Genomic DNA, 13189 nt, shown 5'->3' on the forward strand with positions numbered 1-13189 from the left:
CTTAAAAGAATGAATCAAACATATTGAATAATGCTCCACCAGGTGAACGTGGTGGATGAACATAGGTCACTTCACCCGCAAGTGGTGGAGTGCGGTTTTCAATACGAATGCGTGCGGGACGATCAGAGCCTTCATAATAAACTTTAATTTGAGAAGTCCATAAACGCCCCGTACTTTCACTATAAAAAAGAGGCAGGGCGGTAACTGGTACATTCATGCGGTCAAAACGCAATTGATGATTACTGGTATTGTGAAAATCAATTGGAGTAACGGCACGAAATGCACGGGGTGTTAATAAGTTCAAATCGGTACGTCCATCTACCGAAGTGGCATAACAGATTTCGCCTTGCTGGGCATTTGGACCAAACCATGTATCTTTGGGCTGAATTAGAGGAATTTCAAACAAAGGCTCATGCTGACTTTCAACTAAACCGGCAATCCATAGTGGTGTACTGATATAAAGAGTTCCGCGTTGTCCCGCTGGAATGTAGATAGGATCAACGGGTTTAATTACTACGGAACGGTCTGCCAGACGTGGCATAAGTAGAAATTCTGGATTAGTTTTCCGGAACATGTAGCGTTCTACTTGAACGGTATGCGGAAAGGCAAAATTCGGATCTGCGATTGGGTGCCAATCTTGCTCATTATCGTCTTGAAGAGATGGGCGATAATATTCGATACGCCATTCTTTTATACCGCGCGTTAGACGAAAAAGCATTGAACCGAATTGCCATGCTTTAGCCTGATTAATTTCAAAGTGCTGTTCGCCCCACCATTTTAAAGAATTCTGGGGACGAGGCTGATATTCATTATTTTCAAACAAGACGTAAAATTCCTCTACCGAGTTGTTAAACAGACTTCACGCTGTAATCTGCTTAGAGTACACTCAAAATCATCTTACTCATCATTATAAATTGTGATGCAAATATTGAAACAAATACAAGTTCCATATAGTTTTGCCAAGCGTCATGGTGTTTTATTTCGTTATGACGGTGATCAAGTATTTATTATTAGACGTCAAAATACTGAAAAAATTGCATTGCAGGAAGCAAGACGAATTCTAGGTAAGCCAGCTCACTACCAATTATGTACTGAACAAGAATTTAATGCACTGCTTAGTACAAGTTATGCGCGAGATACGGGGGAGTCACAAGAAGTTGCAGCAGGTTTAGAAGATCATCCTGATTTATTAAGCTTGGCCGATCAAGTTCCAGAAACAGAAGATCTGATGGACCAAGAAGATGATGCCCCAATTGTTCGTCTTATTAATGCGCTACTTTCAGAAGCAATACGGGTAGGAGCTTCTGATATTCATATTGAGGCTTTTGAAAAGAAATTATCTGTACGATTGCGTGTAGATGGTCAATTACGTGAAATTGTACAGCCACGCCGTGAGTTGGCACCTTTGCTGGTTTCACGTATTAAAGTCATGGCAAAACTCGATATTGCGGAAAAACGGGTGCCGCAAGATGGCCGCATTTCTTTACGTCTTGCTGGGCGTGAAGTAGATGTACGTGTTTCGACTTTACCTTCATCGCATGGTGAAAGGGTTGTAATGCGTTTGCTTGATAAACAAGCTGGTCGTCTTAATATGATCCATTTGGGTCTGATGGCAAATGACTATGAGCGTTTAACTCAACTCGTACATCGTCCCCATGGCATTATTTTAGTAACAGGTCCTACAGGCTCGGGGAAAACGACGACCTTGTATGCAGCCTTATCGGATCTAAATGACAATACGCGTAACATTTTGACAGCTGAAGATCCGATTGAATATCAACTTGAAGGTATTGGGCAGACACAAGTCAATACTAAAGTGGATATGACTTTTGCTCGTGCTCTAAAGGCAATGTTGCGTCAAGATCCCGATGTAGTCATGGTTGGTGAGATTCGTGATTTAGAAACAGCAGAAATTGCAGTACAAGCATCACTAACAGGTCATTTGGTTTTATCTACGCTGCACACCAATACAGCTATTGGTGCGGTCACCCGACTTAAAGATATGGGGATTGAACCATTCTTATTATCGAGCTCTTTAATTGGAGTGATTGCTCAACGTTTGGTTCGTACCTTATGCCAACATTGTATGACATGGCGTGAAGCAGATACTTTCGAAAGGCAGGTATTTCAGCATATTCATAGTGAGTCTATGTTGAAGTTACCACAGGCTCAAGGATGTGATCATTGTTCACATTTAGGTTTTAATGGGCGTACAGCTATTTATGAAATCGTGCCTGTTGATGATTCTATGCGCCGTCAGATTCACGGAAATGCGGCTGAATATGAATTAGAAAATCATGCTCGTCAGTACTCTGGCTCTATTCGTGATGATGGTTTACGCAAAGTACTTACAGGTAAAACTACACTCGAAGAAGTGCTTCGAGTAACCAATGAAGCAAGTGAAGCATAATTTGTAACGTGCAATAAAATGCCCGATAAGATTCGGGCATTTTTTTAAACTTAAAAAATTACTCAGTCACAATATTAAAGTTCACATCAATATTATTGCGAGTTGCATTTGAATATGGGCAAACGATATGAGCTGCTGCAACTAATTTTTCAGCTTCTTCACGGTCCATGCCAACTAAGTAAACATTTAAAGTTACTTCAATACTAAAACCTGTAGGAATTGGACCAATACCTACTTCGCCTTCTACATACGCATCTTTGCTAATATTAAATTTATCGCGGTTTGCAACAAATTTTAAAGCACCTAAAAAGCATGCTGAATAACCAGCTGCAAATAATTGCTCAGGATTTGTTACAGCACCACCAGCGCCACCCATTTCTTTAGGTACGCCAAGTTGTACATCTAATACACCGTCTGATGAGGTTGCGCGGCCATCACGACCACCGGTTGCCTTAGCTTTTGCGCGATAAACAACTTTTTCTAATGACATCGTTTTTATTCCCAAAATAAATTGAATACAAATATATCGTACACGACTTAAATATTTTGACAAGTATATTTTTTGAAAAAATTGCTGTTTATTTGACTAGGTTTGTACGGAGTTTAGTAAGTTGATCTTTTAGGTCCAGTAGCGTTGTCATATCGCATGAACTTGCATCTAGTACTTCGGCTGGAATATTCATTGCCTGATCTTTTAATTTTTTTCCTTCATCGCTTAACGTAATAATAACTTGGCGTTCATCTTGCGTTGAGCGAGTGCGGTGAAGAAAATGTAGGGCTTCTAATTTTTTCAGAATAGGGGTGAGAGTTGATGATTCTAAAAAAAGCTTAGCACCAATTTCTGAAACAGTAACTTCATCCTGTTCCCATAAAACTAACATCACCAAATACTGAGGATAAGTAATACCCAAAGGCGTTAGGAGTTTTCGGTAGAGCTGATTAAGAGCTAAATTTGTTGAATAGACGAGGAAACATAGTTGATTCTCAAGCTTTAAGTTTTTACAGTCTTGGTCCATATCTTCCTCAAAGAAACTAATATTGCTTTTGTAGTATATCGCGTTCTATTCAGTTTCTTAAATGTTCATAAGAATAGGTTATGAATAAAGTAAATTAAGGGGCATAAAAAATGGAATAATTAAATCAATTATTCCATAAGATAAAAATCTTTTAGATAAAATTGTCTACCATAGATCTGCAATTTTTTTCATTAAACGTGCACGATATTTAGCAGTCGGATTATTTACACTACGTTGTTGCTCTTGTTCATAAAAATTTTGCCAAGCAGTAATCATTTCAAGTGTTGTTCCTTGTTTTTTAATCATAGAAACATCTGCTGGTTGAATATTTTCTAAACGTTGTCTTGCACCTTCTGCGCCAGTTCCCCATCCAATTATTCTTTGGCCAAATGCAGGCAAAGGAATATCTTTAGGAGTAGAGGGAAGAATATCTGATTTGAGTTGTGCGGTTGGTGAAACGAAATGATTCGTTGTACCAAACTCTGCATAACAATGAATATTTGCCCCCAAGCAAAAAAAGCTAAATAAGTATTTCCACATGAATAATTAAACTTTTAATAGTGAATCAATTTACGGTGTGTCATTAGAGGCATTGAAGAGCGGACGAGATCTTGTGCTGTTAAATCAAAAGGTACAGTGATTAAACCATTCCCTTCATATCCAATCATACTTAAAATTTGACCACGACTATCTGTTGCCCCAGAGTGTCCCCAGGTTTGTCGTTTTTCACCATGCCAGCCCTGTTGTGCTGCACCTAAAACATAACATTGGCTATCCATTGCTCGAGCCTGTAGCAGAAGTTGCCAATGCATTTGTCCAGTTGTGTAGGTAAATGCAGCAGGAGCAGTAAGAAGATGAGCGCCTTGTTGTCTTAGTGTTAGAGCAAGCTCTGGAAAACGTAAGTCATAACATACCATTAAGCCAATATTGCCAAAAGGGGTAGATGTGACTACTACGTCTGTTCCTGGTTCAAAGAAAAGAGACTCTTGATAACCACCGACCGCATCACCAACTTGTACATCAAATAAATGGATCTTGTCATAACGTGCTTCTGTACGCTCAGGACTGATACAGAGGCTAACGGTTCGGACGCGACCATCTTGAATCGTAGATCCATCTGGACGGAATGGACATGGTAAGGTCCCAGCCACAATCCAGATTTGATATTGATGTGCTAGTTGCTCAAGCCTTTGTTGAATAGATTCAAATTGCTCAGCAGTTTCACGTTGTTTTCCAGCAGCAAAACATACAAAGTTTTCAGGGAAAACAATCAGGCTAGCATTTTGCGCCTTGCTTTGTTTAATCAAAGACTCAATGACTTGAAAATTATTTTCAATATCATCTTGAGAGTTCATTTGAGCAACAGAAACAAGAGTCATATTCTAATCCGGCTTAATCGTGAAAATCAGGCATTTTGCTTATCCGATACCTGCTCAAGCGTATCTTGTTCTTTCTGTAACTGCTTCACAAGTGGCTCAAACATATTCTGATTGTTTGCATTGAGTTTCATCAATGTCTTATGTGCATCCAGAACAGTTCTTAGCATTGCATTATGAGTGATTTGTTCATCTGTTAACGTTAACGTACAAACATTAGGATCACCACAATAATTCAAAATGACAAAAACCTGCCCTAGCCCCATACTGTTGGCTAAGGTTGTGATATCTGGATTGGTAGATAGCATCACAGCTTGAATATGATGAGTCTGTTTCAGCTTTAAACCTAGCTTAGCTAAGATACCTAACACAGTACTATCAATAAATGTTGTTTGGGTTAAATCAACGATTGCACCAACAACATTCTCTTGCTGTTCAATTCTGTTTAAAAGTTTGTCTAGACTTATACAAGAATGGGCTCGCACTTCACCAATAAGTTTGAAAATATGCGTTCCATTTAAGCTTGCATATTCAACATGACCTGTTGACATATAAATGCCATTTTCAGAGAAGGATAGAAAAATTATCACATAGTGCCATCTCAGACTCAAGAGTCCTTAGGTCGTATATTATGTAATTAATTGATTCGTAAATTAATTCATTCGACAAAGACTGAAGATAGCAATATCATCGGCCACATGATCGGGTGCTTGAAATGATTGATTTTGCAAATGATGGACCAATTGTTGGAACTGATCATTCAAACCACCATCAAAGGGTTCGAGGGCTCCATCAGAGCAAACAATGAAGCGCGCATGGCGATTTAGTGTACAAATATGTTCTTCAACTTCGAGTTCATCAGTTAAACCTAATGGAAAACTGCTCGTTGTTAGAATTTTAGGTGCTTGATTGGGCTCAAAAATGATAGGAGGGGGATAATGCCCTGCACTTGACCAACGAAGAGTGTGCGTTTCAAGATTTAAAATACCCACAACAATCGTAATGTGCTTTTCAATATTTTCTTGAACCAACATCCCGTTTAATTTTTTAATTAATTGTCTTGGGGTTTTAGATCGACCATGGAAAGCTGCCATCCATGATGTTAGCAAACTACTCGTTACACCATGACCTGAAACATCTGCAAGATAAAATAAAACCTCTTTATCGTTTAATTTCCAATAGTCATACCAATCACCGGAAAGATAAGCCGAAGGCTGAAAGAAAGTTTCGACTTCATAATTTAATAAATCGATGGGGTTTGGTAATAATCGTTTTTGCAATTCAGCAGCCGAAGGTAAGTCACGGCTATCTTGATTACGCTTATATTGAGCATCAATTCTTGATAAGGCTTTGTTTAAATCGTTAGGTAGTTGATTCCATACCCAACCTGCAAGAGCACCTGCTTCCCATGCATGAGCTAAAGCGCCACCTTCATTTTCAAAGGCAATTACAATAGTCGGTAAATTCCACTTAAAAGTCAGGAAATCTTGTACATCTGCAATTGCAATAATGGTTGGATCATATAAGTCTAAATCATCTATGTTAATGACTTGTAAGCCTGGTAGTTTATCCAAAGCTTGCTCTAAATAAGGGATAGAGCGTGTCGGTTTAATAAAATACATAGAAGATATGGTAGTCCTTTTATATGATCACTTTATTCATCATAGAGTATGTATCATCAAAATCAAGGTATTGCCGAATTCTCAATCCAAGCAATACCTTGATTTCATCTTTTAAGGGTTTTGATTCTCATCCGGTGTATCTTCTGAGTCATCATCAATAAAAGACACATCAGCTGAGTCGCCCTTTTTCTCTGCAATCTGGAATGCTTTACGTTGGAGGTACAAGTCTCGAATCATAGCGTATTGATCACCCTGTAAAGTTTGATCCAAGTCCAGATATTGAGCACGGGTATCAACAGCTTGTAATAAGTTACTCGACCAATAAATACCGTCTTGATCATCCATAACATATTTTTGTGGACGAGCTTGGGCATCTACTGCCAAACCAAAACCATCACGTAAAGTACTCGGCCCAAAGAAAGGTAGCATAAGGAATGGACCAGAAGGCACACCATAGTAACCGAGAGTTACACCAAAATTCTCTTCCTCAGTTGGTAAACCTAGGCGGCTGGCTGGGTCTGCCAAACCAAGAGTAGTTAAGGTATTAATTGTAAATCGACCTAAAGTTTTTGCTGCACGACTCGGGCGACCTTGAATAAGCTGATTAACAGCATTCCATGGTTCTCCTAGGTTTTTACGGAACTGGCGATAAGAACCGCGTACGTCTTCTGGTGTTTTTTCTTTATATTGAACTGCAACAGGACGCAAAAAGTTTCGGTCCAACATGTCATTAAAAGAATAAATTGGACGGTTCAGAGATTGCAAAGGATCTTTTACAGGATCTGGTTGTGCTGCATTTGCATTAATTTTTAAATCTTTAACTTTAATATTTTTTAAATCATTAATAATTTGTGATCGAACATGATGAGATCCAACTTCTGCTGCTGAGTTAGCATTAGGAGATTCACTTATCGTGTTTTCTTGAGCATATATAGAGGTACAAACACCTACAGATAACACGCTTAGTAAAATTAAATTAGAATAATTCATATAATTCCTTAACCGCCAGCCAGGCTAATACTTAATGTGCAGTTGGGTGGAGATATGTTTTAATACAAAATCGATAACCTATTATCAATGTAAAATTGATCAAATAATATAGATAATATGCTAAAATGGCTAAAAAGTAGCCATGCGATATGATTAATTTAAAAAAGATATTGCAAAGGGTTATTAATCCTCTATAATGCACATCCATCGGCGGTGATGCAGATAGAAACTTGTTGAAAAACAGTTACTTGGAATTAAGTTGATTGCTTTGAGCAGTAGATTTGATAAGAAGTTGGTTTTGAGAATAAGTTTTAAAAATATCGAAATTACCTGTTGACTTTTAAGAGATTAAGAGTAATATAGCCGACCTAGCTTGCTGGTGATGAACCAGTAAGAAGATCATTAAGAGATTATGAAGAACAACTTGTGTGGATTTTTACTGATTGATTGATCGAAATATTATCATTGATTGATTGGTTTAAATTACTCGAAGTTTATTTGAGCGAAATTTAAGTCAGAAAATTGATGAGCCAGAATTGGCACCTTGTCTTTAATAAGGTGCAAAATGATTTTTAACTGAAGAGTTTGATCATGGCTCAGATTGAACGCTGGCGGCAGGCTTAACACATGCAAGTCGAGCGGAGTGATGGTGCTTGCACTATCACTTAGCGGCGGACGGGTGAGTAATGCTTAGGAATCTGCCTATTAGTGGGGGACAACATTTCGAAAGGAATGCTAATACCGCATACGTCCTACGGGAGAAAGCAGGGGATCTTCGGACCTTGCGCTAATAGATGAGCCTAAGTCGGATTAGCTAGTTGGTGGGGTAAAGGCCTACCAAGGCGACGATCTGTAGCGGGTCTGAGAGGATGATCCGCCACACTGGGACTGAGACACGGCCCAGACTCCTACGGGAGGCAGCAGTGGGGAATATTGGACAATGGGCGCAAGCCTGATCCAGCCATGCCGCGTGTGTGAAGAAGGCCTTATGGTTGTAAAGCACTTTAAGCGAGGAGGAGGCTACTGAAGTTAATACCTTCAGATAGTGGACGTTACTCGCAGAATAAGCACCGGCTAACTCTGTGCCAGCAGCCGCGGTAATACAGAGGGTGCAAGCGTTAATCGGATTTACTGGGCGTAAAGCGCGCGTAGGCGGCTAATTAAGTCAAATGTGAAATCCCCGAGCTTAACTTGGGAATTGCATTCGATACTGGTTAGCTAGAGTGTGGGAGAGGATGGTAGAATTCCAGGTGTAGCGGTGAAATGCGTAGAGATCTGGAGGAATACCGATGGCGAAGGCAGCCATCTGGCCTAACACTGACGCTGAGGTGCGAAAGCATGGGGAGCAAACAGGATTAGATACCCTGGTAGTCCATGCCGTAAACGATGTCTACTAGCCGTTGGGGCCTTTGAGGCTTTAGTGGCGCAGCTAACGCGATAAGTAGACCGCCTGGGGAGTACGGTCGCAAGACTAAAACTCAAATGAATTGACGGGGGCCCGCACAAGCGGTGGAGCATGTGGTTTAATTCGATGCAACGCGAAGAACCTTACCTGGCCTTGACATAGTAAGAACTTTCCAGAGATGGATTGGTGCCTTCGGGAACTTACATACAGGTGCTGCATGGCTGTCGTCAGCTCGTGTCGTGAGATGTTGGGTTAAGTCCCGCAACGAGCGCAACCCTTTTCCTTATTTGCCAGCGAGTAATGTCGGGAACTTTAAGGATACTGCCAGTGACAAACTGGAGGAAGGCGGGGACGACGTCAAGTCATCATGGCCCTTACGGCCAGGGCTACACACGTGCTACAATGGTCGGTACAAAGGGTTGCTACCTAGCGATAGGATGCTAATCTCAAAAAGCCGATCGTAGTCCGGATTGGAGTCTGCAACTCGACTCCATGAAGTCGGAATCGCTAGTAATCGCGGATCAGAATGCCGCGGTGAATACGTTCCCGGGCCTTGTACACACCGCCCGTCACACCATGGGAGTTTGTTGCACCAGAAGTAGGTAGTCTAACCGCAAGGAGGACGCTTACCACGGTGTGGCCGATGACTGGGGTGAAGTCGTAACAAGGTAGCCGTAGGGGAACCTGCGGCTGGATCACCTCCTTAACGAAAGATTGACGATTGGTAAGAATCCACAACAAGTTGTTCTTCATAGATGTATCTGAGGGTCTGTAGCTCAGTTGGTTAGAGCACACGCTTGATAAGCGTGGGGTCACAAGTTCAAGTCTTGTCAGACCCACCATGACTTTGACTGGTTGAAGTTATAGAAAAGAAGATACATAACTGATGATGTAAGCTGGGGACTTAGCTTAGTTGGTAGAGCGCCTGCTTTGCACGCAGGAGGTCAGGAGTTCGACTCTCCTAGTCTCCACCAGAACTTAAGAGAAGTTCGGATTACAGAAATTAGTAAATAAAGATTTAGATCTTGGTTTATTAACTTCTGTGATTTAAGTATCACGGTATTAAGCATGACCTGACGAAGGCATGTTTATTCATTAACAGATTGGCAAAATTGAGTCTGAAATAAATTGTTCACTCAATAATGAAAAGAGAGGAAGTAATTCTGATCTTGGAATTAATTGAGAACTAGCAAATTAACTGAATCAAGCGTTTTGGTATATGAATTAGATTGAAGCTGTACAGTGTTTAAATACACAGTACTTCAAACTGTAAGAGATTGATGAGAAATCATTGATCATGTCTTATTACTCCTTGTAGGTAATAACGACTGTTTGGGGTTGTATAGTCAAGTAATTAAGTGCATGTGGTGGATGCCTTGGCAGTCAGAGGCGATGAAAGACGTAATAGCCTGCGATAAGCTCCGGGGAGGCGGCAAATATCCTTTGATCCGGAGATTTCTGAATGGGGGAACCCACCTACTTTAAGGTAGGTATTGCAACATGAATACATAGTGTTGCAAGGCGAACGAGGGGAAGTGAAACATCTCAGTACCCTTAGGAAAAGAAATCAATTGAGATTCCCTTAGTAGCGGCGAGCGAACGGGGATCAGCCCATTAAGTTATGTGTGTTTTAGTGGAACGCTCTGGGAAGTGCGAACGTAGAGGGTGATATTCCCGTACACGAAAGGGCACACATAATGATGACGAGTAGGGCGAGGCACGTGAAACCTTGTCTGAATATGGGGGGACCATCCTCCAAGGCTAAATACTCCTGACTGACCGATAGTGAACCAGTACCGTGAGGGAAAGGCGAAAAGAACCCCTGTGAGGGGAGTGAAATAGATCCTGAAACCGCATGCATACAAGCAGTGGGAGCCGACTTGTTCGGTGACTGCGTACCTTTTGTATAATGGGTCAGCGACTTATATTCAGTAGCGAGGTTAACCGTATAGGGGAGCCGTAGAGAAATCGAGTCTTAATAGGGCGTTTAGTTGCTGGGTATAGACCCGAAACCAGGCGATCTATCCATGAGCAGGTTGAAGGTTGGGTAACACTAACTGGAGGACCGAACCCACTGTCGTTGAAAAGCCAGGGGATGACTTGTGGATAGGGGTGAAAGGCTAATCAAGCCTGGTGATAGCTGGTTCTCCCCGAAAGCTATTTAGGTAGCGCCTCGGACGAATACCATAGGGGGTAGAGCACTGTTTCGGCTAGGGGGTCATCCCGACTTACCAAACCGATGCAAACTCCGAATACCTATGAGTACTATCCGGGAGACAGACTGCGGGTGCTAACGTCCGTAGTCAAGAGGAAAACAATCCAGACCGCCAGCTAAGGCCCCAAAATCATAGTTAAGTGGGAAACGATGTGGGAAGGCATAGACAGCTAGGAGGTTGGCTTAGAAGCAGCCACCCTTTAAAGAAAGCGTAATAGCTCACTAGTCGAGTCGGCCTGCGCGGAAGATGTAACGGGGCTAAAACTATGTGCCGAAGCTGCGGATTTGACTTTTAAGTCAAGTGGTAGGGGAGCGTTCTGTAAGCCGATGAAGGTGTATTGAGAAGTATGCTGGAGGTATCAGAAGTGCGAATGCTGACGTGAGTAACGACAAAACGGGTGAAAAACCCGTTCGCCGAAAGACCAAGGGTTCCAGTCCAACGTTAATCGGGGCTGGGTGAGTCGACCCCTAAGGCGAGGCCGAAAGGCGTAGTCGATGGGAAATTGGTTAATATTCCAATACTTCTGTGTAATGCGATGAGAGGACGGAGAAGGTTAAGTCAGCCTGGCGTTGGTTGTCCAGGTGAAAGGAAGTAGGCATGCATCTTAGGCAAATCCGGGGTGCTCTATGCTGAGATCTGATAGCAAGCTGTACTTGTACAGCGAAGTGGCTGATACCATGCTTCCAGGAAAAGTCTCTAAGCTTCAGTTACACAGGAATCGTACCCTAAACCGACACAGGTGGTCAGGTCGAGTAGACCAAGGCGCTTGAGAGAACTCTGCTGAAGGAACTAGGCAAAATGGTACCGTAACTTCGGGAGAAGGTACGCTGTTGTTGGTGATGGAACTTGCTTCCTGAGCTGATGACAGCCACAGAAACCAGGCCGCTGCAACTGTTTATTAAAAACATAGCACTCTGCAAACACGAAAGTGGACGTATAGGGTGTGATGCCTGCCCGGTGCTGGAAGGTTAATTGATGGGGTTAGCGTAAGCGAAGCTCTTGATCGAAGCCCCAGTAAACGGCGGCCGTAACTATAACGGTCCTAAGGTAGCGAAATTCCTTGTCGGGTAAGTTCCGACCTGCACGAATGGCATAATGATGGCGGCGCTGTCTCCAGCAGAGGCTCAGTGAAATCGAAATCGCTGTGAAGATGCAGTGTACCCGCGGCTAGACGGAAAGACCCCGTGAACCTTTACTGCAGCTTGACATTGAACTTTGACCTTACTTGTGTAGGATAGGTGGGAGGCTTTGAAGTTGGAACGCTAGTTCCAATGGAGCCGTCCTTGAAATACCACCCTGGTAATGTTGAGGTTCTAACTCTGCCCCGTAATCCGGGGCGAGGACCATGTCTGGTGGGTAGTTTGACTGGGGCGGTCTCCTCCTAAAGAGTAACGGAGGAGTACGAAGGTGCGCTCAGCGTGGTCGGAAATCACGCGTAGAGTATAAAGGCAAAAGCGCGCTTAACTGCGAGACCCACAAGTCGAGCAGGTACGAAAGTAGGTCTTAGTGATCCGGTGGTTCTGTATGGAAGGGCCATCGCTCAACGGATAAAAGGTACTCTGGGGATAACAGGCTGATACCGCCCAAGAGTTCATATCGACGGCGGTGTTTGGCACCTCGATGTCGGCTCATCTCATCCTGGGGCTGAAGCAGGTCCCAAGGGTATGGCTGTTCGCCATTTAAAGAGGTACGCGAGCTGGGTTTAGAACGTCGTGAGACAGTTCGGTCCCTATCTACCGTGGGCGCTGGAAATTTGAGAGGATCTGCTCCTAGTACGAGAGGACCAGAGTGGACGAACCTCTGGTGTACCGGTTGTGACGCCAGTCGCATCGCCGGGTAGCTATGTTCGGAAGGGATAACCGCTGAAAGCATCTAAGCGGGAAGCCTACCTCAAGATAAGATTTCCCTAGGACTTTATGTCCTCTAAAGAGCCGTTCGAGACTAGGACGTTGATAGGTTGGATGTGGAAGCATAGTGATATGTGAAGCTGACCAATACTAATTGCTCGTGAGGCTTGACTATACAACACCCAAGCAGTTGTATATAAAGCATCAATCGATTCATTAATATGCAAAGCAACTTGATTTAGTTATACGCTTAGCTAAAATGAACAAAATAAAGTAAGATTCAATCAGCCCATCTGTAAAGATTTGG

9 protein-coding genes, 2 tRNA genes and 2 rRNA genes are annotated in these 13189 nt (G+C 42.5%); 5 read left to right on the plus strand and 8 right to left on the minus strand.

Annotated features, from left to right (window positions below; all coding sequences use genetic code 11):
• Position 1 precedes the first annotated feature (1 nt).
• Complete coding sequence (locus ACPF64_RS07440) at positions 2–823, minus strand: hypothetical protein (RefSeq protein ID WP_151744286.1); 822 nt, start codon at positions 821–823, stop codon at positions 2–4.
• 96 nt (positions 824–919) lie between these two features.
• Between ACPF64_RS07440 and gspE the strand changes: the two genes are divergently transcribed.
• Complete coding sequence (gene gspE / locus ACPF64_RS07445; RefSeq protein ID WP_004641278.1) at positions 920–2410, plus strand: type II secretion system ATPase GspE; 1491 nt, start codon at positions 920–922, stop codon at positions 2408–2410.
• Positions 2411–2468: 58 nt separating this feature from the next.
• Here the strand turns inward: gspE and ACPF64_RS07450 are convergent, their stop codons facing one another.
• The 7 genes from ACPF64_RS07450 to ACPF64_RS07480 form a co-directional block, all read right to left on the minus strand.
• The gene (locus tag ACPF64_RS07450) at positions 2469–2900 is read right to left on the minus strand and encodes an organic hydroperoxide resistance protein (protein ID WP_003655074.1); all 432 of its coding nucleotides are present in this window, start codon (positions 2898–2900) and stop codon (positions 2469–2471) included.
• 88 nt (positions 2901–2988) lie between these two features.
• Positions 2989–3426: a MarR family winged helix-turn-helix transcriptional regulator gene (locus ACPF64_RS07455; RefSeq protein WP_003655075.1), complete on the minus strand. Its 438-nt coding sequence runs from the start codon at positions 3424–3426 to the stop codon at positions 2989–2991.
• A gap of 165 nt (positions 3427–3591) precedes the next feature.
• Positions 3592–3966, minus strand: coding sequence for a DUF4951 domain-containing protein (locus ACPF64_RS07460; protein ID WP_151744283.1), 375 nt, complete (start codon positions 3964–3966; stop codon positions 3592–3594).
• Between the two features lie 14 nt (positions 3967–3980).
• Positions 3981–4805 (minus strand): carbon-nitrogen hydrolase family protein, encoded by an 825-nt coding sequence (locus tag ACPF64_RS07465; protein WP_426455916.1) that lies wholly within the window; start codon positions 4803–4805, stop codon positions 3981–3983.
• Between the two features lie 26 nt (positions 4806–4831).
• Positions 4832–5353, minus strand: a complete 522-nt coding sequence (gene gigB / locus ACPF64_RS07470) for an anti-anti-sigma factor GigB (protein WP_002117273.1) — start codon at positions 5351–5353, stop codon at positions 4832–4834.
• Positions 5354–5455: 102 nt separating this feature from the next.
• On the minus strand, positions 5456–6424 hold the full coding sequence (gene gigA, locus ACPF64_RS07475) for an RsbU family protein phosphatase GigA (protein ID WP_005044699.1): 969 nt from the start codon (positions 6422–6424) through the stop codon (positions 5456–5458).
• 111 nt (positions 6425–6535) lie between these two features.
• Positions 6536–7414, minus strand: coding sequence for an MlaA family lipoprotein (locus ACPF64_RS07480; protein WP_426455917.1), 879 nt, complete (start codon positions 7412–7414; stop codon positions 6536–6538).
• Positions 7415–7987: 573 nt separating this feature from the next.
• Between ACPF64_RS07480 and ACPF64_RS07485 the strand changes: the two genes are divergently transcribed.
• From ACPF64_RS07485 to ACPF64_RS07500, 4 genes are all read left to right on the plus strand, one after another.
• Positions 7988–9525 (plus strand): 16S ribosomal RNA (locus ACPF64_RS07485).
• 59 nt (positions 9526–9584) lie between these two features.
• Positions 9585–9661: transfer RNA gene (locus ACPF64_RS07490), tRNA-Ile, on the plus strand.
• 56 nt (positions 9662–9717) lie between these two features.
• Positions 9718–9793: transfer RNA gene (locus ACPF64_RS07495), tRNA-Ala, on the plus strand.
• Positions 9794–10163: 370 nt separating this feature from the next.
• A 23S ribosomal RNA gene (locus ACPF64_RS07500) occupies positions 10164–13057 on the plus strand.
• The 16S and 23S rRNA genes sit together here with 2 tRNA genes alongside, the layout of an rRNA operon.
• Positions 13058–13189: the final 132 nt, after the last annotated feature.

The sequence above is a fragment of the Acinetobacter sp. KB005 genome (genome assembly GCF_049949095.1).
Lineage (GTDB): Bacteria > Pseudomonadota > Gammaproteobacteria > Pseudomonadales > Moraxellaceae > Acinetobacter > Acinetobacter calcoaceticus.

Coding starts and splice junctions, on each gene's coding strand:
- gspE (WP_004641278.1), top strand. CDS start 920: ATGCAAATATTGAAACAAATACAAGTTCCATATAGTTTTGCCAAGCGT.
- ACPF64_RS07450 (WP_003655074.1), bottom strand. CDS start 2,900: ATGTCATTAGAAAAAGTTGTTTATCGCGCAAAAGCTAAGGCAACCGGT.
- ACPF64_RS07455 (WP_003655075.1), bottom strand. CDS start 3,426: ATGGACCAAGACTGTAAAAACTTAAAGCTTGAGAATCAACTATGTTTC.
- ACPF64_RS07460 (WP_151744283.1), bottom strand. CDS start 3,966: ATGTGGAAATACTTATTTAGCTTTTTTTGCTTGGGGGCAAATATTCAT.
- ACPF64_RS07465 (WP_426455916.1), bottom strand. CDS start 4,805: ATGACTCTTGTTTCTGTTGCTCAAATGAACTCTCAAGATGATATTGAA.
- gigB (WP_002117273.1), bottom strand. CDS start 5,353: ATGTCAACAGGTCATGTTGAATATGCAAGCTTAAATGGAACGCATATT.
- gigA (WP_005044699.1), bottom strand. CDS start 6,424: ATGTATTTTATTAAACCGACACGCTCTATCCCTTATTTAGAGCAAGCT.
- ACPF64_RS07480 (WP_426455917.1), bottom strand. CDS start 7,414: ATGAATTATTCTAATTTAATTTTACTAAGCGTGTTATCTGTAGGTGTT.